We start from the raw sequence: 23,568 nt of genomic DNA, 5'->3' as shown, positions 1-23,568 counted from the left end.
TCCTTATAAAAAAGAAGAACTTTTAATAAAGTTCTCCTTTGAACACGGGTTTTCTTTTTTCAAGAAAGGCACTTGTCCCTTCTTTTGCATCTTCGCTGGCCATATTGAGGCCAAACACATCATTTTCAATTTTACATCCGGTTTCAAGGTCTGTATTCAGGCCGCTTTGAATGACTTCTTTTGCAGACCTTAAGGCTACTTTTCCCCTTGCGGCAATGAGATTTGCGGTTTTCAAGACCTCTTCCATGAGTTTATCGGGTTCGCAGATTTTGTTGACCATACCGTATTCCATAGCCTCTTGTGCCTTGATGGGTTTCCCGATAAAGATCAGTTCTTTTGCACGGTTTATACCAACAACTCTTGCCAGTCTCTGTGTTCCGCCAAAGCCTGGAATCAATCCCAGGGTGATTTCAGGCAGGCCGAAAAGCGCTTTTTCCGATGCATAGATAAAATCACAGGCAAGAGCTGCTTCAGAACCGCCACCTAGAGCAAATCCGTTTACTGCTGCAATGACCGGAATGGGAAGTTCTTCAATTTTTGAAAAAATTTTCTGTCCTCTGCGTGAAAAAAATTTTCCTTGGAGGGGACTCATTTGAGAGAGTTCGGCAATGTCGGCTCCTGCAACAAATGATTTGTCTCCTGCACCGGTCAGGATAAGAACCCTGATATCTTTGTTTTCCTTTATCTGGTCAAGCGCAATGTCCAATTCATCAAACAGGGCATTATTCAGTGCATTTAAGGCTTTGGGTCTGTTAAAAAATATGGTTGCAACAGGGTCGGCAACCTCAAGAATAATGTTTTCAAAAGACATGATGTTCTCCTTATAATATGGGTTATAATTGTTTGGGGTTTGTTGCATCTATATATTTTGTAACCCCATCAGCGATGGCGTTACAAATTGCTGTTTGGTATGAGTCGCTCATGAGCCGCTTGCATTCTGTTTTGTTGCTCAGAAAGGATGCTTCCACCAGGATGGATGGCATCCTGGCACCTAATAGGACATAAAAAGGGGCCTGTTTAACGCCTAAATCAGTAATGCCTGGATATTTTTTTTTCATTCCGTTTACAAAAGAATGATGCACCACATTGGCAAGCCTTGTGGATTCCTCGATTTTGGCATGCTTCATCAAATCACTTAAAATATATTCCAGATCCGAGATATTTTTTTCAGATGTTGCATTTTCCCTGGCTGCCACTGCAATGGCCTGGTCATCAGTGGCAAGGTTTAAGATATAAGTTTCAATACCCTTGGCGCGCCTGTTTTTTGCTGCATTGCAATGAAGCGAGATAAACAGATCCGCTTTTTTTGTGTTGGCAATGGCGGTTCTTTCTTCAAGGGTCAGTTTCTTGTCGGTTGACCGTGTCAGCAGCACAGTGCATTTTAAGCGTTCCCTTAAAATGCCGGCTAATTTTTTGGCCAGTTTTAAAACAATATCTTTTTCCCAGACATTTTTAAAATATCCCGGAGCTCCCGGATCTGCGCCGCCATGACCCGGATCAATAACTATTTTGTTTACCCCCAATGCAAGCTGCCGTGCGATATCTGAGGATTTTAAATTGTCTGTTGTGATCCTGGAAAATTTTTCAGGTTTTTCAGGTTTGCCCAGACTTGCGATGCGCTGACCCGCCGGAGGAACAGTTCCACCATTAGAACCTTTTCCCCAGACATCAATAACAATCCTGAACGGATCTTTTAAAGAGAAAATTTTATAATTTTCAAATGATTTGATATCAATCACAACCCTGACTGTATGGGGCAGATATTGCCCGGCTCTGGCCTGTTTTAACAGATTGTCATTGATAGGGGTATATTCGGCAACCCCGTTGCCAAGTTTTGATTGCTCAATATCAATATATAATCGCTGAAAAGGCTTATCAATGCCCGGATCTTTTTTCAAAAGCCTGTGGGAATAATCGCTTTCTTTATCAGCATTGACGACAATTCTGGTATATTCAGGGTTGGACCAGAACCGCAGATCTGCAATCGTTGTGTCCCTTGAAAAAATTTCTTTTACCGGAACAGGTTTTATGGCAGACGGTTTTTGATAGTGGGGCTTATTAAGGCTTGATTTTTTTGCAACGGCTTGTTTTTGAGCCTGATTAAATTTTCTTATCAGGCTGTCGTTTTTGGTCTGATTTTTTTTTGATTTAAGATGTCTGATTTTTTTTGTATAGAGCTTCGGGTTGGCATCTATCGACTTGAGAAGTGATTTAGCCCTTTTGCCATAAGCGCTTTCAGGGTATTTGTTATTGATTCGTGCAAGAAGGTCTTCGGCCTGGCTTTTGTGGCTTTTTTTGCCGGATAATTTGGAAAGGGTTAAATAAAGCTGGGCTGCCTTGTACATTCCTGCAGGTGCCCAGGAACTTCTCGGATGAAGTTTATATATGCTTTCATACCGGCTGATACAGTTGAGCCATTCTGATTCAAGCCTCTTTTTGGCAGGAGAATTTCGAAGCTTTTTATAGCAGGAGTCTGCTATAAGATATTTTCCTTTGGCTGTATCGGCTGGTCCGTTTGCCGGGAAAATAAAAACGCCTGAAAAGATCATGATCAAAAAAGAGATTGACCGTATGAATGGTTTAAACCTGCACATATATTAGTTTGATGCTTTCTGTTTTAGATCGTTTAACAAGTTAATTGCTTCAAGGGGAGTAATACTTGAAATATCAATCTTTTCCAACATCTTTTTGATGGATTGTTCATTGTTGCCAAATAAGTCCAATTGATCGTCATCTTTTTTGTTTTTCTTTTTAGCCTTTGTTTTTTTGTGAGACGGGTTGGGGGCATCGGTGTCGTTTTTTTTCTCAATACCGAATAATATCTGTTTTGCATTATTGATCACAATGTCCGGCACACCGGCAAGCCTTGCCACCTGGATGCCATAGCTTTTATTGGTCCCGCCTTTAACAAGCCGTCGTAAAAACACAATATTGTCATTGAATTCTTTGACTGCGATATTAAAATTTTTTATCCTGGGTTTGATCTGTTCTAATTTTATCAATTCATGGTAATGGGTTGCAAACAGGGTTTTTACGCCTTTATTGTTCAGGTCATGGAGATATTCTGCAACGGCCCAGGCAATACTCATTCCGTCATAGGTACTGGTGCCCCTTCCTATTTCATCCAGAATCACAAGGCTTTTGTTCGTGGCGTTATTGATGATATTGGCGGTTTCTTCCATTTCCACCATAAATGTACTTTGACCGGAAGAAAGGTTGTCCAGGGCCCCGACCCGTGTAAATATCCTGTCCACAATGCAGACAGATGCTTTCTGGGCCGGCACAAATGATCCCATTTGTGCCATTAAAATTGTCAGGGCAACCTGTCGTAATACAGTGGATTTTCCTGCCATATTGGGGCCGGTGATGAGCAGGGTCTGATTTTCAATATCATCCATTTTAATGGAATTGGGAACATACCGCTCCCCTTTGATCAGTTTTTCAACTACCGGATGCCGCCCGTCTTCAATACAAATACGGTTTTCTTCATTGATGAAAGGCTTGATATATGAGTTTTCCGATGCCACCAGGGCAAGCCCCTGGAGTACGTCAACGGTTGCAATAAAATCGGCTGTTTTCAGGATAAGGGTAGCCTTTGAAACAATTTTGTCCCTGATAGTGCAAAAAATTTTGTATTCCATTGCGTTGCGCTTATCCTGGGCATTCAGGATGGTGGATTCAACCTGCTTCATTTCATCTGTGATATATCGTTCCGCATTGACCAGGGTCTGTTTTCGGATATAATGATCAGGAACCGAAACAGCCTGGGCTTTTGACACTTCTATAAAATAACCGAACACTCTATTGTATTTGATTTTAAGTGAACTCAGTTTTGTTTTTTCTTTTTCCGTAGCCTCGGCTTTTGCAATCCAGGATTTTCCATCCCTTGAAATCAACAGAAGTTCATCCAGTTCAGGGCTGTATCCATCATTTATTAATCCGCCTTCATTCAACACATGAGTGGCATCGTCACGGATGGCTTTTTCTATCAAAGCCGCAAGGGCATTAAGTTCAGATAAAATTGTTTCCCTTTCTTCAAAATTTTTTCCATTGAGCAAAGGACTTTGAAACAGGGACAGTTCCTTAAAAAGAATGGGAAGCTTTTTTAGCGAATTTTTCAGGGCAATCAAATCCCTGGCATTGCCCTGGCCCATTGAAATTTTGCCGCCAAGACGCTCAAGGTCATAAACTGATTTCAGGTGATTGATGATCAATTGATGAATATGGGCAGCCCGGGTGAGTTCTTCAATACAATCCAGGCGCTGTTGGATTTTGTTTTTATCAATCAGCGGATATCTGACCCAGTTCTTGATCAGGCGTGAGCCCATGGCAGTAACCGTCCGGTCAAGCACATGGATCAATGTGCCTTTTTTATTCAATGTTTGTATATTTGTAAGGATTTCAAGATTTTTACAGGACCGGTCATCAATCACCAGAAAATTTTTCAGGTCATATGGGATGATTTGAAAGATGTGTTTTGTATCCTGCATCTGGGTGTTCTGGACATAGGATAAAATAGCGCCGGCAGCACAAATGGATGCATGAAGATTTTCCGCACCAAACCCTTCAAGGCTCCGGGTTTTAAATTTGTCTAAAAGCCTTTCTTTTGCTTCTTCAAGCGAAAAATCAGTTTTATCAAGATAGGTGATTTGTCTTCCGTAAAACGCCTGCCGGATATGCTTATACACAGGGTCTGTTTTAAAATTGGAGGGCAGAAGGATTTCTTTGGGATCAACTTTTAATGCCTCGTCAATCAATTGTTCCGGTATTTTTGACTGCCGGCTTTCAACCTGGGTGGTCTTAAAGGTTCCAGTTGATATGTCAAGATACGCAATACCGCAAACATCCCTTGTTTTTGACAGGGCTAAAAGAAAATTATTGGATTTTTTATCCAGTAACTCTTCAGTTAAAATCATGCCCGGAGTAATGACCCTGACAACTTCTCTTTTCACAAGTCCTTTGGTTGCGGAGGCATCTTCCATTTGCTCACACACGGCAACTTTGCAGCCGTTTTCAATGAGTTTGGCGATATAATTGTCAGCAGCCCTAAAGGGAACTCCGCACATGGGGATAGGGGCGGTATCATTTTTGTTTCTGGAGGTTAAGGCGATTTCCAGGATAGATGCCGCCTTTTGTGCATCCTCAAGGAACATCTCATAAAAATCTCCCATCCGATAAAATAATATGGCATCTTGATGAGATTCTTTGATGGACAGGTATTGCTCCATCATGGGAGTGTTTTTTTTTGGGCTCATGGGCAGGTTTATTTAAGCAGAATCAATCCGCAGTATTGGATTTGTCGCCTTTTTTGTTGTCATTTTCAGGTTGCCCGACAACCGTTTTTTCTTCAATCTCTTTTTTGATATACGGATCATGCTGAAACACGCCCAGATCTGTTTTCAGTTTATTGACCTGTTCGTTAAGCGATGCAATATCTGTATCTTTTGATTTGATTTGTTTTGTTAATCGAAGTTTCACAGCAAACCCTTTAATGCCGGCAATTATAAGACCCAGAAGAAAGCAAATTCCAAAGTAGGCAATGTTTTGAAGTTCCGGTATTGTCCAGTTCCAAGAAGCAACTTTAAGATCAAATTTTAAGGAAACAGGGGTTATAAAATACTCTAAATTTTGATAGATCAAGATTCCAAGCATTGCTATGATAATCAACCACAAAATATATTTAATTGTTTTCATTGGTCTGCTCCATATTCAATTCAAATTTCAATTCAAAATTATTAAGTTTTTGTGATCATAGATCAATTCTTCTTTTTTTTCAATTCTTCTTTTTATATATGAAAGAACTTCTAACTTGTTGGAATTAGCTCTCTTTCATTTTGTGTTTTGGCAGTTTGGTCTGCCATGTTCGTTATATGAAAGAATTTCTAACCTCTTGAAATCAGATATCTTTCATTTCTTGTTGTGGCAGGACAATCTGCCATTGCCGTTATATAAAACAGGCTTAAATATTTAATTTAAGGTCAGTATTTGATTATTGGGGAACAGATTTTAAATTTGTTCCTCAATAATCACTTATTAAAGAAAAACAGGGTGAATCAAATTGACGTCACGGCCTCCTGAAAAAAGGTTCCAGTTCAGATGTTCGGGCAAAACCTGCTGTGATGCTTCAAAACAGGAAAAATGCAGATGGGGCGGTAATTGCGGATTTTTACAGGTATTACATACCTTTGCAATAACCTCACTTTTTTCGATAGTCTGACCGATTTTTAACCTTTTCTCAGGGATGATATGGGCATATGTAAAAAGGATTCGCCGATTAAAAATAAATGAGTTTTCATGTTCAACCACAAGGGTCTGACCCAGGAAATCATCACAGATATTTGCAATAATCCCGTCATCCATGGCCGGAACTTTGATGGAATCATCAAAGACCTGTAGGTTATCCTTATCTGTTCTAAAATAGGTAATGTCTATTCCTTCATGGACGGCCTGCCGGAATTTGAAATCTCCCCACCATTTATCCTTGGTGGAAAAGAGCATGCCGCAATGGAACAGCCATTGAACGGATTGGCCGTTTCCCGAACCGTTGGACAGATCGTTTACTTGGGAAATGATTTGAAGATAGTCTGAAAACTTGCTCATTACAGGGCTTTCAGGATGATTTTATGTCCCATGAGATTAATATCTTCAATAATGGCCTTGACCTCCATGCTTTCTCCCAAAAGACCTTTTAAAATAAATGTGTCGTTACCAATCGGAGAGATGGCTGCAACATTTTCCATGATCAATTCTTCTTTATTGTCTTTTTTTAAGTATACGTTGGATTCACACATTATTTTGTTCCTTTGTCTGTTTCATTCCATATATAGGAATAAAAATTAAATAAGTTAATCATAATTTACCATGAAGGACTTGAAGAGCATGAAGGGTCTTTGGCCGGAAACAACTCTTTGTCCTTCGATTGTCCATGTTATTTAATTTGCGTTCCTTAGCCTGTTTGAATTTTTTAAATTCATCGTCTATATACAATTTATATGGATGGTTTTCAAATGTTAACTATATTCTGTTATCAGGGCTACAATAAATGTGACTTGAAAAGTTTTTCTTTTAATTGCTTTTATTTTGTTTGATATGATTGAATCATCGGTTAATTATAAGGTTCGTCGTGGTGTATGCGACCTTTTATCATGACAATGTTACTGGGACTCAGCCCGGCAAGATAACAGAGATCTGCAGGGGTATCAATATCCCAGACAACAAGATCGGCATCCTTGCCGGTTTCAAGGCTGCCCTTTGAACAGTCAAGCCCCAGGGCTTTTGCGCCGTTTATGGTGGCGCCAAGCAATGCTTCTTCACAGGTCAGGTCAAACAGCATGCAGGCCATATTCAGGATTAGTGTCATGGAGTGAACCGGGCTGGAACCGGGATTCAGGTCTGTGGCCAGGGCAATGGGGATTTTAAGATCCCTGAAGACATCCACGGGTGGCTTCTGTGTTTGTTTTAAAAAGTAGAAGGCACCGGGTAAAAGAACGGCAGTCACATTATGCCGGGCCATTTTTTGTGCGCCGGACAAGGACAGATACTCAAGGTGATCACAGGACAGGGCATTGAATTGTGCAGCCAGAGCAGCACCATTGGAATCGGATAATTGTTCTGCATGAAGCTTTATGTTAAATCCAAGATTTCCGGCCGTTTCAAACACTTTTTTTGTCTGATCCAGGGAAAAGGCGATACGTTCACAAAATACGTCCACTGCCGTTGCAATGGCTTGGGATTTAACTTTCGGCAGCATGGTTTGGGTTACAAGATCAACATACCCGTCCGGGTTGTTGACAAATTCTTGGGGCAGGGCATGAGCCCCTAAAAACGTTGCGTCTATGTGCAAGGGGAAATGGTCATCCAGGCGCTGGATGACCTTGAGGATTTTTAATTCGGTTTCAAGGTTAAGCCCGTAGCCTGATTTGATTTCAAGGGTTGTGATGCCTTGTTTAAACAAAGCGTTTACACGTTTTGCAGCCAGGACGAATAAGTGTTCTGTTGAGGCGTTGCGCGTGGCTTTGACTGTAGAAAAGATGCCGCCACCTTTTTTTGAAATCTCTTCATAAGTGGCACCCTCAAGCCGCATTTTAAACTCATTGGACCTGGAGCCTGCCCAGACCAGGTGGGTATGGCAGTCCACAAAACCCGGCAGAATCCAGCCGTTTTTGCAGTCGATAATTTTTTGGCATCTGCCTTTAAAATTTTTTGGCAGATCTTTTTCTTTACCCATCCATGAAATGGTTTTTCCGGTGACGGCTAAGGCCCCCTTTTTAATAACTGAAAGGGCGGTGTCAGCCATTGTGGCCAGGTGACAATTGATAAAGAGAGTATCTATTTTATCCGGCAATAGGGTTTCCAAAGGGTTTAAGGCTCCATGTCGGTGTATTGTTCTATTGGGTCTTGTTTCTAATTTTAATCATTTAATTTATCATGAAGATCATGAAGTGGCAAAAAATAATGATTTTTTCATTTTCTTCATGACCCCCATGATAAAAAATATTTTTAATGCATATTGATCATGGGTAGTTTGACACCCTTTATATTGGCCATATCAATGGCGGTTTCGTATCCTGCATCGGCATGGCGGATAATGCCGGTGGCCGGGTCATTTCGAAGAACCATGGTCACCCGTTTTTCTGCTGCCAAAGTACCATCAGCCACCGTGACCTGGCCTGCATGGAGGGCATACCCGATTCCCACTCCGCCGCCATCATGGAAGGAAACCCATGTGGCACCGGACGCCACGTTGGTCATGCAGTTTAATAAAGCCCAGTCGGCCACGACATCAGACCCGTCTTTCATGGCTTCGGTCTCCCTGTAGGGGGATGCCACAGATCCGCAGTCCAGATGGTCCCTGCCAATAACGATGGGGGCTTTGACCTTTTTGTCCCTGACCAGATCATTGAACAATTTACCGGCTTTTTCCCTTTCACCATATCCCAGCCAGCAGATTCGTGTGGGAAGTCCCATATGTTCCACTTTTTCTTCGGCCATTTTCAGCCAGTTGATCATTTTTGTTTTTTCAGGGAACAGTTTGACAAGTTCCCGGTCTGTTACTTTTATATCTTCAGGATCGCCGGACAAGGCTGCCCACCTGAACGGCCCTTCTCCCCGGCAAAAAAGTTCCCGGATATAGGCGGGAACAAATCCCGGGTAATCCATGGCATTGTCAACTCCCCGTTTCATGGCCTGGGCCCTTAAATTATTTCCATAATCAAAGGCAACAGCCCCTTTTTTCTGTATTTTTAAAATGGCCCTCACATGGTCAGCCATGGAGTTCAGGGCCATGTCCTTGTATTTTTCAGGGTCGTCTTTTCGAAGTCGTAAAGCGGCTTTAAAGGACAGGCCCCGGGGGAAATATCCGTTGAGTTCATCATGGGCACTTGTCTGATCGGTGATTACATCCGGGACAAAGCCTTTTTGTATCATGGCAGGCAGGATATCTCCGATATTGGCGCACAGGCCGATGGAAAGCGGTTTGCCGATTCTTGCAGCCTCTTTTGCTTTAAAAATCGCTTTGTCAAGATGTGATACTTCAATATCCAGGTAGCGTTTTTCAAGCCGTTTTTTGATGCGGGCCGGGTCAATCTCAACACAGATGGCCACCCCGTTTGTCATGGTAATGGAAAGGGGCTGTGCCCCACCCATTCCGCCAAGTCCTGCGGTGACGACGATTTTACCGGTCAAATCGGAATTGTAATGTTTTAGTCCCAGGGAGGCAAATGTCTCATAGGTGCCCTGGAGGATGCCCTGGGTGCCGATATAAATCCATGACCCTGCTGTCATCTGTCCATACATGATCAGCCCTTTTTTGTCCAGTTCATGGAATGTGTCCCAATTGGCCCATTGGGGAACTATGTTTGAATTGGCAATTAGTACACGTGGTGCATTTTCATGGGTTTTTAATACACCTACCGGTTTTCCCGACTGTACCAGCAGGGTTTCATCATTTTCAAGATCCAGCAGGGTTCTGACAATTGCATCAAAGCAGGTCCAGTTTCTTGCGGCTTTGCCAAGACCGCCGTAGACGATTAATTCATCCGGGTTTTCACCGTTGTCAGGGTCGAGATTGTTGCACAGCATGCGCAGGGCCGCTTCCTGTTGCCAGCCCTTGCAGTGCAGTTGTGTGCCCCGGGGTGCTCTGACAGGACGGGCAACACCGCATCCGATCTTCAGGTCTGTTAAAAGTTTTTCCCTGTTATTCATTGTTTTCCCTCTCAAGATGGTTGACATTTGAGTTTGAAATGGATACTGCTCGTTTTTACAAGTATAAATATGATATCAAGTGGTTTTTAAAGTCAACAACTATCGCTATGATTGAACAGATGAATTAATGGTTGTATCAAACATATTTGGATCAAACATATTTGGATCAAAATATGAACCGGTTGCTTAAATTCATGCGGGGGCAGGAACAATGAAAAATCAAATTGTTTTAAACGGAAAAGATTTTCTTCTCAAAGATCTGGTCCGGATCGCCAGAAACAATGTAGGCATCACCATATCTGTTGAGTCTGAATCAAGGATCAATAAGGCAAGAGATCTGGTTGACCAGTGGGTAGGGCAGGGGAAAAGGATATATGGTGTCACCACAGGGTTTGGCGCTTTGTCGGATGTGGCGATTTGTCGTGAAGATACGAAAAAACTTCAAAAAAATATCCTGTTCAGTCATGCAGCCGGGATGGGTAGACCCATGGAAGATGATGTGGTCCGGGCCATGATCGCATTGAGGGTGAATGATTTTTGCCGCGGTAATTCAGGGTTGAGGCTTAAAACCATTGAAAAACTTGCTCAAATTTTAAATGAAGGCATTATACCTGTTGTACCTGAAAAGGGTTCTGTGGGTGCAAGCGGAGACCTTGTTCCCATGGCTCACCTTTCCCTTGTATTGATTGGTGAGGGAGAAGCTTTTGTGGATGGAGAAAAGATGTCGGGTGCCGGGGCGTTAAGGGAAAAATTGATCAAACCAATTGTGCTTGAGGCGGGTGAGGGGCTTGCCCTGATCAATGGAACCCAGTTCATGATTGCACTTGGGTGCCTTGCCCTCCATGATGCCTTGAATCTTTGCAAACATGCAGATATTGCCGCTGGCATGAGCCTTGAAACCCTCATGGGCACAAGATCTGCCTTTGACCCGAGAATTCATCGTGCAAGACCCCATACTGGTCAGATCAAGGCTGCCGATAATATGCTCAGGATTACGGAAAGTTCAGAGATCATCTCTTCTCATCACGATTGTTCAAGGATTCAGGATGCCTATACCTTGAGATGTTCTCCTCAGGTCCACGGGGCTTCCTGGGATGCCTTTGCTTATGTGGAAAAGGTTATCAGGGTTGAAATGAATTCATCCACGGAAAATCCCCTGATTTTCCCGGAATCAAAAGACTTTCTGTCCGGCGGTAATTTCCATGGCCAGCCTTTGGCACTTGCTTGTGATTTTCTGGGTATTGCCATTGCAGAGCTTGCCAATATTTCGGAACGGCGGATAGAAAGGCTTGTAAATCCTCAGCTTTCAGGGCTTCCGGCATTCCTTGTTGAAGACGGCGGCTTGAATTCAGGATTCATGATTGCCCAGTATGCGGCAGCTTCCCTTGTGTCGGAAAATAAAGTGCTTGCCCATCCGGCATCGGTTGATTCCATTCCCACTTCCGCAAACAAGGAAGACCATGTTTCCATGGGTTCTATTGCCGCGCGAAAGTGCAGGGATATTGTTGCCAACACAGAAGAAGTTATTGCCATTGAACTTTTATGTGCTGCCCAGGGAATTGATCTGTTCACCAACATGAAAGCCGGAAACGGTACTCTGGCAGCATATGAAGTTATTCGAAGCAAGGTTGATTACATGACCGAAGACCGGATTCTTTCGTCAGATATTGCCAAGGTAAAGGCATTGTTAAAAGACGGCAGTATTGTTAAGGCTGTTGAAGATAAAGTGGGTGGGTTGTATTGACCCGATTGCATTAGGCCAAATTGTATTAATTTGGCAGTCTGACGAGCTTGAGATCTCCCCATAACCCAATTTTATCGCCTTTAATGATCACAATTCCCTGGACACCTGGTATGGTTTTCCCGGTATCAATGGCAGCTTTAATATCTGTTGTATTTTTGATCCGGTTGCCCAGTGCCGTGGCCACAGCATCCGCCAACGGGCATGAATCTGCCAGCACTGTGACGGCATCAGCCTTGCCAAAGCTTTTTGAATGCCCCAGTGTGCCCGAAGAGGTACATATTCCATAGGGAGTGTCTCTTTTTTCGACCCGAATACCCGTGGTCATGCTGAACACAGAGTTCTCGGCATAAATACTGAAAATGGTTTTTGAATCGGATTTAATGAAAATATCGCCCCCGTTTTCCACAACAATTTCATTGGAGTAAGGCAATAATGATGTTCCGGTGCCCGCTGCAACAGCGCCTGCCACGGCTGCCATGGGGCCGACATTTGCAAGTTCTGCAGCTTTGATCATATCCTGTATTATTTGGGGCGCAGGACCTGAGTTCTGTAAAGGGGTCATGGATGTTGCAAATTCAGGATGCATATTTATATAGGCCTCAATATAATTTCGACAGGTCAATACTGATTTTATGGCCTTGTCGGTCAGGTCGGTCGCAGCCTGGATATTCAGATTGGTTTCTTTTACCGTGATATCAAAAGAGACTAATCCTTTTTTTTGATGCTGTTTACGATAAATACGATTTTTAAACATGTTCAATGGAATCCGGTTTTAAATGATCGGGTGCCTGCCTGATTAAACAGGAATCTGTCATTCCCGAGATATAGTCTCTTACAATTTCAGGGGATGAATGGGTTTGTCTGTATTCGGGTGACATGCCGTGTAAAAAATCCGTAAAAATGACAGAGTGTTCGGTTCCATTTTCCAGATCTGCCAGGTAGGTGTCAAAGAGAAAACAAAAAATATTTTCAATGGAAGACAAATGTTTTTTAATCACGGGGTTTGTATAAATATGCCGGTAATTAAATGCCTTCAGTTTTTTTAAAGCAGCGGAAATTGTTTCGGAAAATCCGATGAAAGGCTGATCCAGGCTGTTTGAGATCAGGTCGGTCACAAGGGTATAAACAATTGTGCCGTTTGTCCGGCCCAGTATCTGTTTGCAGATTTCAGGTATGTCGTCTCTTTTTACCAAGCCCAGACGGATTGCATCTTCCAGGTCCCGACCGATGTAAGCGATGGTATCTGCCATTCTTACCACACAGCCTTCCATGGTCATGGGGATGGCTTCAAAGGAAGCCTTTTTTCTCATGGTGTCCACCATTTGGTCAAATTCCTTAAACGATCTGTTTTCTTGAGGAACAAGTTGTCGTGAGTGGGTTTCCCCGTCATGGCAGAGAATGGCGTCCAGGGTCTGAAGGCTTAAATTCCAGCCCTTGCCTTTTTTTTCAATCCTGTCGAGAAATTGAATACTTTGAATATTATGATGAAAAAAACCGGCACCATGTTCATGGGTCAGCTTTGAAAGGAAACGCTCGCCGTCATGCCCGAAAGGGGTGTGGCCGATGTCGTGGCCTAAGCTTGCCGCTTCAATGAGGTCTTCGTTTAATCCCAGATACCTGCCAATGGTCCTTGCAATTCTTGAGACCAGCTGAACATGGATCACCCGGTGGGTGAGATGATCGTTATTGATAAGGGAAAAGACCTGGGTTTTATCAATATACCGTGTAAAGGCAAGGGAATTTAAAATACGGTCTGCATCTGAGGAAAAGGGCTGGCGGTATTCGTTTCTAGTGAATTTTTCTTTGCGACGCCTGATGGCATTATGACTGAAACAGGCCAGGGAACAAAGATTTTCCTTTTCTCTGAGATTAAGAAGATTTTTTAGTTCCCCGGCTTTTTTAAAATTGTTATCCAATAGCGTAACTACACTTGACTACAATTGTTTGGTAATGTTTTCCACTATGGTTTCAAATGCTTTTGTAAATTCAGTTTCTTCGTCCTGGAACATCACTGGAATACCCTTGTCTCCTGAGACGACTACCTGTGTGTCAAAAGGTATGGAGCCTAAAAATTCAAGACCCTGGGCTTTTGCTGTTTTTTCACCACCGCCTGAACTGAACAGGTCAATGGGTTCGTTGCAGTGCGGGCATTTGAAGCTAGCCATATTTTCCACAATTCCAAGGGTTTTTAAGCGAACCGTCTTGCAAAAGGAGATGGATTTTCTGATATCTGCCAATGCCACTTCCTGTGGTGTGGTAACAATGACGCCCAAAGCATCGGGAATGGTCTGCACAACGGTCAAGGGTTCATCACCGGTTCCCGGAGGCGCATCAATAATTAAAAAATCAAGCTCTCCCCAGTCCACTGAACTGACAAATTGTTTGATCATGCCTGTTTTGGCAGGGCCTCTCCAGATAATGGCCTGGTCCTGGTCCTGCATCAATGACTGGACGGAAACAACCTTAAGGTTTCCATTGACCTGTTTGGGAATCAAAAGCTGGTTTTCAGAAATATCCATAATTCCTGTCAGTCCCAGCATCTGTGCAATGGATGGGCCGTGGACATCAACATCCATCAGGCCTGTTTTATACCCTTTTTTTGAAAGGCTGGCCGCAAGGTTTGCAGATACGCTGCTTTTCCCCACCCCTCCCTTACCGCTTAAGACAAAAATTTTGTGTTTTATTTTTGAAAGAGAAGCCTTAATTGCTATTTCTTCTTGTTGCTGTCTGGCATCCATATTCTGGCCACCGCTTTGTGACGGGCAGCTGCTTCCCTTTTTGGCTTTGTCAACACTTTCATGAATCATTTTATAACATCTCCTTTGAGAAATATCGTTAGCATATCACTCCGTAATAATGATCATTATCCTTATTCTGTCAACAGGAATACAGATTCTTTTATGGGAGGATTGGCAATAAAGTCTGTAATTCCCAGTGTCAGTTTTCTTTCATTTGTGTCTTGAATCTCAATTTTTATGGGAATATCACCAAAATCATATGTGTTATATTTTGTGGGGGTTATTTTATATAATAATTTTCCGGCAGGATCTGTGGATATAAGATCATCAACATTTCCATTGTTATTAAAATGGAGTTGCTGTGCCGTTCTTTTCCATTTTTGTTTTAATATAAGTGTGGATAAGGAAGAATCAGATACTGAAAAATATGCATCATCAAATGGTTTAAGCGGTAATCGTCCCAATAAAAGCAATATCAGTTCAGACATTTTGACCGGAACATGGATATATTTTTCCATATCAGGATTTTTTGAATTATATGAGTATTTGGAATGTTCTCCTGTATGTGAAAAAAAAGTTATTTTTTCTCCATTGGTAATAATGGTTTCTATGGGCAGGCCGGATAAAAGAAAGGTGATCCTGACTTTATCTGGAAAGACCGCAGCCCATGCAATTCTGAATTTTTCTGCGCGGGTTTTGGTTTCAAGTTTTGCCCAGCCGCTTCCCTTGCTTGCCAGAATGTGTTGATTGAACGATTTTGCCTGGTTGGAGAGGCGTAAGGCTTTTTTGTCAAGTAACGGATCTGTTTCAGGCCGAATTGATGCACAACCAGAGATCGTAAGGATAACCGCAAGGATAAAAGCTGTGCTTGATAAAAGAGTTTGGTTATTCATCTATTTTCTTTCGGGCAGCGTTGATTTTTTCTTTAAGTTCAAGGATTTTATTTTTGTCCTCATCTTTGGCATTGGACAAAGCTTTTTTATAGGTTTCAAGGGCTTTTTTAAACTGATCGGTTTTTTGATAGGCATCCCCTAAATGATCGGATATAATGGTTTCAAAAAATGTTAATTGGGCGGCTCTTTCAAGGTATTCCACGGCTTTTTGGTATTGGCCCAGTTTATAATAAACCCAGCCCAGGCTGTCCGTGATATACCCGTCATCAGGCCGTAGTTCATAGGCCCGTTTAAGAAGCAAAAGGGCTTCATCAAGTTTGATACCCCGATCCGCATATGAATATCCCAGGTAGTTCAATGCGCTGGCATCATTTGGATCAATCTCAATGATTTTTTTCATGGTGATCATGCTTTTTTCTGCAAAACCCGCCTTGTCCTGTAATGCGCCAAGCCTGAATAATAAAGATGTGTTTTCAGGAGAATCTTCCAGGCCTTTTTTAAAGAGGTCAATTGCTTTGTCATAGTTGTTGTCCTTTTCATAAAAAGAGGCCAGATAGATGATGATGTCAATATCTTTTGGAAAGAGCTTGTATTTGTCTTCAAGATAGTTTCTGGCAGACGTCTCTTCTCCGAGACGTTTGTAAAGCATGGCAATATTTAAAATGGTTTTCTTATATTGGGAGTGGTCTGGTTTTATTTTTAAATAGTAAAAAATAGCTTTTTTGAAGTCCTCGACAGCTTCATAGGACATGCCCGTGAAAAAGTTCAAAGTTGAGTTGTCAGGGTCTGCTTTCAGCATTTGGGAAAAGACAATGACGGCATCTTCATATTTTTGACCGGAAAGATATTCGTCCACTGCAACCATGACCAGCCTGGAATTGGTTTCAATGTCCCGGCCAAGGTCTAAAAACAGGTTTTCAGCTTGTTTTTTTCTGTTGTTTTTAAAATAGTGCAGGGCCATCCCTAATTTTGCCCGATTATTGTCCGGTTCTATTTCGAGTATTTCCTCGTAGGTCTCTATAATTTTTTGTTTGTTATCCTGTATGTTTTCAGTGCTGTAGATTTCTATCAATTGAAACCTTGGTTCTAAAAGATCCGGTTCAAGTTCAATTGTTTTTAAAAACTGGATTTTTGCAAGGCCATACTGCTTTTGAATCATATTGACCTGGCCCAGATAAAACCGTGCTACATAATAGTCAGGGAACTGGGTCACCATTTTTTTAAACAATATCAGGGCCTCTGTGTAGTTTTCCTTTTCCATGTATATTTTGCCAAGATGAAGAAATATTTCTCTGTTTTTTGGGTCAAGCTCTATAACTTGGTTTAAAATTTCAACCAGTTTTTTTTCATCAAGTGAATTCTTTTTTAACTGGACAAGCAGCAGCAGCGCATCAACATTATCAGGATTTTTCAGGACCAGTTTCTCTGAGAGTTCCAACGCTTTGTCGTTGTCGTTTTGTCTCAGGTATAACCAGATCAGATCCTGTGCTAATATGAATGAATCAGGATCTTGGTCAAGGGCCTTTTCCAGAGAAATTATGGCTTTTTGAAAATTTTTGTCTTGAATGTGTATTCTTGATTCAAGGTAGTAATAATTTGAAGACAGATCGTTTTCTTCTTTTGAATTGCTTGTCTTACCGGTTTGAGATTCAGAATGCTGCCGGCTTGTTTTTAGTTGTGTGCAGCCGGTAAGAAAAAAAAACGGTATAAAAATGAGAAGAATACAAACAAGACTTTTTTTCATGGTTCGCATTACCTTATTTTAATGATAGCAAATTGCAGTATAATGATGACAAGTTGTCTTTTACTGGCTGTGGTCATACATGTCGAAATCAGGCATGTCTTTTTTGAAAAAGGCTTTCATTTTTTTTATGATATTGTTTTCGATCTGTCTTACCCGTTCGCGCGATATGGAGTATTGTTCTCCGATTTCCTGAAGAGTTTCAGGGCTGTCTGAGAAAATTCTTCTGTCAAATATATCCAGTTCTCTATTGTTAAGGGACTTTTTGAATTCATTGACCTTGGTATGCAGAATATCTTCAATCTCTTTTTTGGCAACCTGTTCTTCTGATGAATCAGCCTCAACATTTATGAATTCAATTCTTTCCGTATTTGAATCGTTCTTTAGCGGTTCATCAAGGCTCAAATCCCAGTTGGCCAATCTCTGATCCATATCAACCACCTCTTTTTCCGATACCCCGAGCCGTTCTGACAACAGCTTGGGTTTTGGGTCAAATCCCTGTTCAATCAGTCGTTGTTTCTCTTTTTTTAGTCTGAAAAACAATTTGCGCTGCCCCTGAGTTGTTCCGATTTTCACCATTCGCCAATTATCCATGATAAATTTGAGGATATAGGCTTTTATCCAGAATGATGCATAATATGAAAATTTAACATTTTTATATGGGTTAAATTTTTTGACAGCTTTCACAAGTCCGATATTGCCTTCCTGGATCAAATCCAGAAGGTTCTGAACCCATATTCTATGGAATTCAAGGGCAATTTTAACCACTAGCCGCAGATTGGATGTGGTCATAATATATGCCGCTTCCTGATCTTCTTCTTCCTGGATTCTTTTACCAAGCTCAATTTCCTGCTCTCTTGTAAGCAACTTGTACCTGCTGATTTCGTTAAGATAGCTTTGAATAGGGTCTGACTTTACAAGTGCTTTTGAGCTTGAAGTTTTTGCCTTTTGTACGGGAATCAGAAAATCTTTTTTTGTCAATCTTCCTTTGTTTTTGTTCTCCTGGTCGATCTTTTTTGTCATTCAATATACCTTAAGATGTTTTGATAAAAATTAATACACCATACCATAATATCGATAAAAGCAATATGTTTTGCACAAAAAAAATGGATACTGTATTTTTTTGTGGACAATTTAAAATGAATTTGATAAAAGTCCTTTTTGTTTGCGCCTGTAGCTCAGCTGGATAGAGCAACGGACTTCTAATCCGTAGGTCGCAGGTTCGAATCCTGCCAGGCGTACCATTTAAAATCAAGGGTTTTCAGCTTTTCGTTGAAAACCTTTTTTGTTTTTATTGTCCCAATATAGCCACGCCTTAATTTGAGGATAATTGGTGGAATATTCCAACCCAAGCATGTAAAACTTTCTAAAAACGGTGGGCTTTATGTGTTTATTAAATATCAGTGTGAACTGATTTTGATCAAAAAGTATTGATCCTCTATCGAGTTGATGTTATTTTGTATGAAATAATTTTTGAATTGAGCTTTGATATTTAATTGGGTCGAAATAAGCATTATGAATATTAAATTTGAGGTCTAAAATGGAAAAAAAGGACAAAAAATCCGATCCACCTCAGATGAGTCCCTATATTTTTACAATTTTATTGATCGGGTTTGGTTTATGGTGCTTTTGGGATGGTTGGCTGACAAATAACCCTGATATGGTTGAACATGCAACTTTTAATAAAGTGTTAAGTGTAGTTTTGCTTCCATGGGGTGCCTATGATTTTTTTAAAATAAAAAAGAGACAAAAAATCAAGAAACAATCTGAAGATTAACACGTTATAACCACTATTAATTGCGAAAAATTAAATCTAATACTCTCTTCTAATAATTTGAAATTATTTAAAATTTGTCATGATAAAATATTTTTTTATTGATAAATAAAAAAAATACTGTTAGATTCCAACCCTTAAAATTTAGCGTATAAGGAATTCGAAGTTAATGAATTCAAATAATAATATAGATAAAAACCTTTTAAATCAAATTAATAAGCGCAGAACCTTTGCGATCATAAGCCATCCTGATGCAGGCAAAACAACTTTGACTGAAAAATTACTTTTGTTTGGCGGTGCCATACAACAAGCTGGTGCTGTAAAATCCAGAAAAGTTGCAAAGGCTGCCACCAGTGATTTTATGTCCATTGAACAGGAAAGAGGAATAAGTGTGTCTTCTTCTGTTATGAAGTTTACCTATCAAGGATATGAAATTAATCTTCTGGATACTCCAGGGCATAAAGATTTTTCTGAAGATACTTACAGAGTTTTGACTGCTGTTGACTGTGCAGTCATGATAATCGATAATGCAAAAGGGGTTGAACCACAGACTCAGAAATTGATGGAAGTCTGTCGAATGAGAAACACTCCCATCATTACCTTTATTAACAAACTGGATCGAGAAGGAATGGAACCGCTTGATCTTTTTGAAGATATTGAGGACAAACTACAGATTGAGTGTGTTCCTTTGACCTGGCCAATCGGCATGGGCAAGCGGTTTAAAGGGGTTTATAATCTTGAAAAAAAAGAGTTGGGTATCTTTTCTCCCGGGTACACACCAAAAAATAATGATGGTGTTATCATTGATGATTTATCGGATTGTAGGCTTGATGAACTCATTTCCGAGAGTCAGGCTGAGCAGCTCAGAGAAAGTGTGGAATTAATTTGCGGAGCATCAGATCCTTTTGATATGGGTTTATATCTAAATGGTACCCAGACCCCTGTTTTTTTTGGTTCGGCCATTAATAACTTCGGGGTAAAAGAGATGTTGGATACTTTTGTCAAAATTGCACCTCAACCAGGAGTTAGATCCACGGCTACACGGGATGTGGAACCCCATGAAAATGCATTTTCCGGATTTACCTTTAAGATTCAGGCTAATATGGACCCGGAACACAGGGATCGAATCGCTTTTTTCAGGATCTGTTCCGGAAAATTTACCAAAGGAATGAAAGTAAAACACCATAGAATTGGCAAAGAAATTAAAATTTCCAATGCCACAATTTTCATGGCCCAGGAACGAAATAATATTGAGGAAGCCTATCCCGGAGATATTATTGGAATACATAATCATGGAACCATCAAAATTGGTGATACGTTTACAACCAAGGAACCTTTAAAATTTTTAGGCATTCCCAATTTTGCTCCAGAGCATTTCAGACGGGTGATTTTAAAAGATCCAATGAAGGCAAAGGCTCTTCAAAAAGGCTTGACTCAGCTTTCCGAAGAGGGAACCATACAGGTTTTTAGACCGTTGCTTGGAAATATGCATATTATAGGTGCGGTTGGGGTGCTTCAGTTTGATGTGACCATGGCGCGGCTTAAAGCGGAATATAATGTAAATGCCGGTTATGAAACAATTGATTTGTCCGTTGCAAGATGGGTTACTTGTGAAGATGAAACAATATTAAAAGATTTTAAAAGAAAAAATGAATCCAGTCTTACAATGGATTCAGAAGATTGGCTGACCTTTTTGACGACTAGTGAGTATCAGTTGGGATTTGTCATGGAAGAGTGGCCTCAGATTCAATTTCATAAAACCCGTGAACATAATTAACGAACTTATTAAAACAAAAGGAAAACGATGACAGACAAACGAATTTTTAATTTCAATGCCGGACCTGCTGCTTTGCCTTTACCTGTTCTGGAAGAAATAAGGTCTTCTTTTTTGAATTTTAATCAATCTGGTATGTCTATCACGGAAATCAGTCACAGGTCTTCTTATTTTGATGATGTTATCAATGATGCCATTGATAGGACAAAAAGGCTTTTAAAGCTTGATAACCGGTTTCATGTCCTTTTTTTACAAGGCGGAGCTTCTTTTCAATTTGCCATGATCCCCATGAATTTTTTATCTGAAAATGATAAGGCAGATTATATCAATACCGGCACATGGTCAACAAAAGCCATAAAAGAAGCTCAGATTCAAAAAAAGAAATATCATGTTGTGGCATCTTCGGAAGATAAGGATTTTTCATATATTCCAAAAAATATCAAGTTTTCAGGCAATGCCAAGTATGTTCACATGACGTCAAATAACACTATTAAGGGAACACAGTTTCATGAATTTCCGGATACAAACAAAGTTCCAATTATTTGTGATATGTCTTCAGATATTTGTTCGCGCCCCCTTGATATGGATAAATTCGGATTGATCTATGCCGGGGCTCAAAAAAATCTTGGACCGTCAGGAACCTGCATGGTTATTATCAGAAAAGATATGCTGGATGCGGCCAATACTGATTTGCCCACCATGTTGAGATATTCTACCTATGCATATAAAAATTCCATGTATAACACACCTCCTTGTTTTGGAATATATACCATTAATCTTGTGTTGAAATGGATTGAGCAAGAAATGGGCGGACTTGAAAAAATGGAACAATATAATATTAAAAAGGCCGGTCTTTTGTATGATTTTATTGATACAAGTTCCATTTATAAAACAACTGTGGAAAAATCTTCGCGGTCTTTAATGAATGTAACCTTCCGGTTGCCAAGCAACGAATTGGAAAAACAATTTATAGCCAAAGCCACTGAAAAAGGCTTTGGAGGACTCAAAGGGCACAAATCGGTTGGCGGGTGCAGAGCATCCATTTACAATGCAGCAACCATGGAGAGTATTACAGCGTTAATTGAATTTATGGAATCCTTTGAAAAGGAGAATACATAATGAAAGTTCTTGTCAGCGATAAGATAGGGGAGGCAGGCGTTGAAATATTTCAACTGCAAGAAGGCATTGATGTTGATGTAAAGACAGATTTGACAAATGCTGAGTTAAAACAAATCATTGGCGAATATGATGCGTTGGCAATCCGAAGTGAAACAAAAGTGACCAAAGAAATCCTTGATGCGGCAACCCGTCTTAAAGTGATTGCAAGAGCCGGGATTGGTCTTGATAATGTGGATATTGACGAAGCCACTAAAAAGGGTGTGGCAGTGATGAACACCCCGGGTGGAAATACGGTGACTTCAGCAGAGCATGCCATTGCCATGATGATGGCAATGAGCCGGAATATTCCAAGGGGCACTCAGTCCATGAAAGCTGGAAAATGGGAAAAACATTTGCTTCAGGGAACGGAAATCTGCAACAAGATTTTTGGTGTGATAGGTTTCGGCAATATCGGCTCCAGAGTGGCAAGCCTTGCAAAAGGCTTGAGAATGAAAGTTATTGTCTTTGATCCCAATATTTCTTCGGAACATATTAAAAAGGCCGGGTTTGAATATGTTTCTTTGGAGCAATTGTATGAACGCTCTGATTATATTTCCATCCATGTTCCGAAAATTGATACCACCATTGATTTGCTGGATTTTGAGGCCTTTAACAAGATGAAAAAAGGCGTCATGATCATCAATTGTGCCAGCGGTGGAATTGTTAACGAGTCTGCCCTTTATGATGCTGTCTTGTCAGGTACGGTTGCCGGTGCTGCTTTGGATGTTTTTTCCACGGAACCTCCAGGGGATCATCCATTATTAAAGCTTGATCAGGTCATTGCAACTCCCCATATAGGAGCATTTACCAAAGAAGCCCAGACAAATGTGGCAGTGGCCGCAGCAAATCAGATTATTGCTTATTTGTTGCATGGTACTGTTATGAATGCAGTCAATGTCCCATCGGTTTCCGGTGAATTGTTAAAAGAGCTTAAACCCTTTTTGTATCTTGCAGGAAAAATGGGTAAGATGATGGCACAGATTACAAAAGGCGGTATAAGGCAACTGGACATTGAATATATCGGAAAATTTCCTGATCTGGACCTTAAACCCGTTACCATATCCGCCATCAATGCATTGCTTGCCCATTTTGTTCAAGATGAGGTTAATTCGGTTAACGCAATTACCTTTGCCAATGAAATGGGAATTAAAATTTCAGAATCTACGTCCAAGGAAGCCGGTAATTTTTTAAATCTTATCAGGGTAACAGCAGTAACAGACGAAGAAACCAATCTTCTTGAGGGCACTATTTTCGGCAAGGATGATGCCAGGATTGTCAGAATTAATAAATTTCGCTTAGAGGTTATTCCAGAAGGGCATCTTGGATTGATTCATAATCTTGACAAGCCTGGCTCCATAGGTTCAATGGGCATCACCCTTGGAAAACATAATATCAATATTTGCCGTATGATGGTGGGCAGAGAAGAGGACGGGGACAGGAATATTATATTTTTGGAAACAGATACACCGGTTCCGCCTGAGGTTATAAAGGAAATCGAAGACCTGGAACTTGTCATCAGTATGAAAACCTTTGAATTGTAGAA

19 protein-coding genes and 1 tRNA gene are annotated in these 23,568 nt (G+C 40.9%); 6 read left to right on the top strand and 14 right to left on the bottom strand.

All coding sequences use genetic code 11. The features are described from left to right. Nucleotides 1–22 precede the first annotated feature (22 nt). The 8 genes from BLT94_RS09630 to hutU form a co-directional block, all read right to left on the bottom strand. Nucleotides 23–811, bottom strand: a complete 789-nt coding sequence (locus BLT94_RS09630) for an enoyl-CoA hydratase-related protein (RefSeq protein ID WP_092233338.1) — start codon at nt 809–811, stop codon at nt 23–25. 22 nt (nt 812–833) lie between these two features. After that, nucleotides 834–2,594 carry an N-acetylmuramoyl-L-alanine amidase gene (locus BLT94_RS09625; RefSeq protein ID WP_092233335.1) on the bottom strand — a complete coding sequence of 587 codons (1,761 nt, stop codon included), beginning with the start codon at nt 2,592–2,594 and terminating at the stop codon, nt 834–836. 3 nt (nt 2,595–2,597) lie between these two features. Beyond that, nucleotides 2,598–5,255 (bottom strand): DNA mismatch repair protein MutS, encoded by a 2,658-nt coding sequence (gene mutS, locus BLT94_RS09620; RefSeq protein ID WP_092233332.1) that lies wholly within the window; start codon nt 5,253–5,255, stop codon nt 2,598–2,600. Nucleotides 5,256–5,277: 22 nt separating this feature from the next. Next, nucleotides 5,278–5,694, bottom strand: a complete 417-nt coding sequence (locus BLT94_RS09615; protein WP_092233329.1) for a hypothetical protein — start codon at nt 5,692–5,694, stop codon at nt 5,278–5,280. 339 nt (nt 5,695–6,033) lie between these two features. Next, nucleotides 6,034–6,600 (bottom strand): M23 family metallopeptidase, encoded by a 567-nt coding sequence (locus BLT94_RS09610; protein ID WP_092233326.1) that lies wholly within the window; start codon nt 6,598–6,600, stop codon nt 6,034–6,036. After that, on the bottom strand, nt 6,600–6,791 hold the full coding sequence (locus tag BLT94_RS09605; protein ID WP_092233323.1) for a CooT family nickel-binding protein: 192 nt from the start codon (nt 6,789–6,791) through the stop codon (nt 6,600–6,602). Before BLT94_RS09605 ends, BLT94_RS09610 begins: the two co-directional genes overlap by 1 nt. 314 nt (nt 6,792–7,105) lie before the next feature. Then, nucleotides 7,106–8,344, bottom strand: a complete 1,239-nt coding sequence (gene hutI, locus BLT94_RS09600) for an imidazolonepropionase (RefSeq protein ID WP_245743069.1) — start codon at nt 8,342–8,344, stop codon at nt 7,106–7,108. A 155-nt stretch (nt 8,345–8,499) separates the two neighbouring features. Next, a complete protein-coding gene (gene hutU, locus BLT94_RS09595; protein WP_092233317.1) occupies nt 8,500–10,203 on the bottom strand; it encodes a urocanate hydratase in 1,704 nt (567 codons plus the stop codon). Nucleotides 10,204–10,414: 211 nt separating this feature from the next. On the opposite strand from hutU, the gene hutH reads away from it, so the two are divergent. Next, complete coding sequence (gene hutH, locus BLT94_RS09590) at nt 10,415–11,947, top strand: histidine ammonia-lyase (protein WP_092233314.1); 1,533 nt, start codon at nt 10,415–10,417, stop codon at nt 11,945–11,947. A gap of 25 nt (nt 11,948–11,972) precedes the next feature. Here the strand turns inward: hutH and BLT94_RS09585 are convergent, their stop codons facing one another. The 6 genes from BLT94_RS09585 to BLT94_RS09560 form a co-directional block, all read right to left on the bottom strand. Continuing rightward, nucleotides 11,973–12,701, bottom strand: coding sequence for a UPF0280 family protein (locus BLT94_RS09585; protein ID WP_092233311.1), 729 nt, complete (start codon nt 12,699–12,701; stop codon nt 11,973–11,975). Continuing rightward, a complete protein-coding gene (locus tag BLT94_RS09580; protein ID WP_092233309.1) occupies nt 12,694–13,863 on the bottom strand; it encodes a deoxyguanosinetriphosphate triphosphohydrolase family protein in 1,170 nt (389 codons plus the stop codon). Before BLT94_RS09580 ends, BLT94_RS09585 begins: the two co-directional genes overlap by 8 nt. An 18-nt stretch (nt 13,864–13,881) precedes the next feature. Further along, nucleotides 13,882–14,754 (bottom strand): Mrp/NBP35 family ATP-binding protein, encoded by an 873-nt coding sequence (locus BLT94_RS09575; RefSeq protein ID WP_092233306.1) that lies wholly within the window; start codon nt 14,752–14,754, stop codon nt 13,882–13,884. Nucleotides 14,755–14,816: 62 nt separating this feature from the next. Continuing rightward, nucleotides 14,817–15,578, bottom strand: coding sequence for a hypothetical protein (locus BLT94_RS09570; RefSeq protein WP_092233304.1), 762 nt, complete (start codon nt 15,576–15,578; stop codon nt 14,817–14,819). Then, on the bottom strand, nt 15,571–17,322 hold the full coding sequence (locus BLT94_RS09565) for a tetratricopeptide repeat protein (RefSeq protein WP_175530313.1): 1,752 nt from the start codon (nt 17,320–17,322) through the stop codon (nt 15,571–15,573). Before BLT94_RS09565 ends, BLT94_RS09570 begins: the two co-directional genes overlap by 8 nt. A 60-nt stretch (nt 17,323–17,382) precedes the next feature. After that, entirely contained in the window at nt 17,383–18,342 is a 960-nt protein-coding gene (locus BLT94_RS09560; protein ID WP_092233298.1) for a sigma-70 family RNA polymerase sigma factor, read from the bottom strand. A 144-nt stretch (nt 18,343–18,486) separates the two neighbouring features. On the opposite strand from BLT94_RS09560, the gene BLT94_RS09555 reads away from it, so the two are divergent. From BLT94_RS09555 to serA, 5 genes are all read left to right on the top strand, one after another. Beyond that, nucleotides 18,487–18,563 (top strand) — tRNA-Arg (locus BLT94_RS09555). A gap of 296 nt (nt 18,564–18,859) precedes the next feature. Then, on the top strand, nt 18,860–19,096 hold the full coding sequence (locus BLT94_RS09550) for a hypothetical protein (protein WP_092233295.1): 237 nt from the start codon (nt 18,860–18,862) through the stop codon (nt 19,094–19,096). A 166-nt stretch (nt 19,097–19,262) separates the two neighbouring features. Further along, nucleotides 19,263–20,870: a peptide chain release factor 3 gene (locus tag BLT94_RS09545; RefSeq protein WP_092233292.1), complete on the top strand. Its 1,608-nt coding sequence runs from the start codon at nt 19,263–19,265 to the stop codon at nt 20,868–20,870. A gap of 27 nt (nt 20,871–20,897) precedes the next feature. Continuing rightward, nucleotides 20,898–21,986, top strand: coding sequence for a 3-phosphoserine/phosphohydroxythreonine transaminase (serC, locus tag BLT94_RS09540; RefSeq protein WP_092233289.1), 1,089 nt, complete (start codon nt 20,898–20,900; stop codon nt 21,984–21,986). Further along, nucleotides 21,986–23,566, top strand: coding sequence for a phosphoglycerate dehydrogenase (gene serA, locus BLT94_RS09535; RefSeq protein WP_092233286.1), 1,581 nt, complete (start codon nt 21,986–21,988; stop codon nt 23,564–23,566). Before serC ends, serA begins: the two co-directional genes overlap by 1 nt. Nucleotides 23,567–23,568: the final 2 nt, after the last annotated feature.

The sequence above is a fragment of the Desulfobacula phenolica genome (genome assembly GCF_900105645.1).
GTDB classification, from domain to species: Bacteria; Desulfobacterota; Desulfobacteria; order Desulfobacterales; family Desulfobacteraceae; genus Desulfobacula; species Desulfobacula toluolica.
This window is presented reverse-complemented; position numbering and strand designations above follow the sequence as displayed.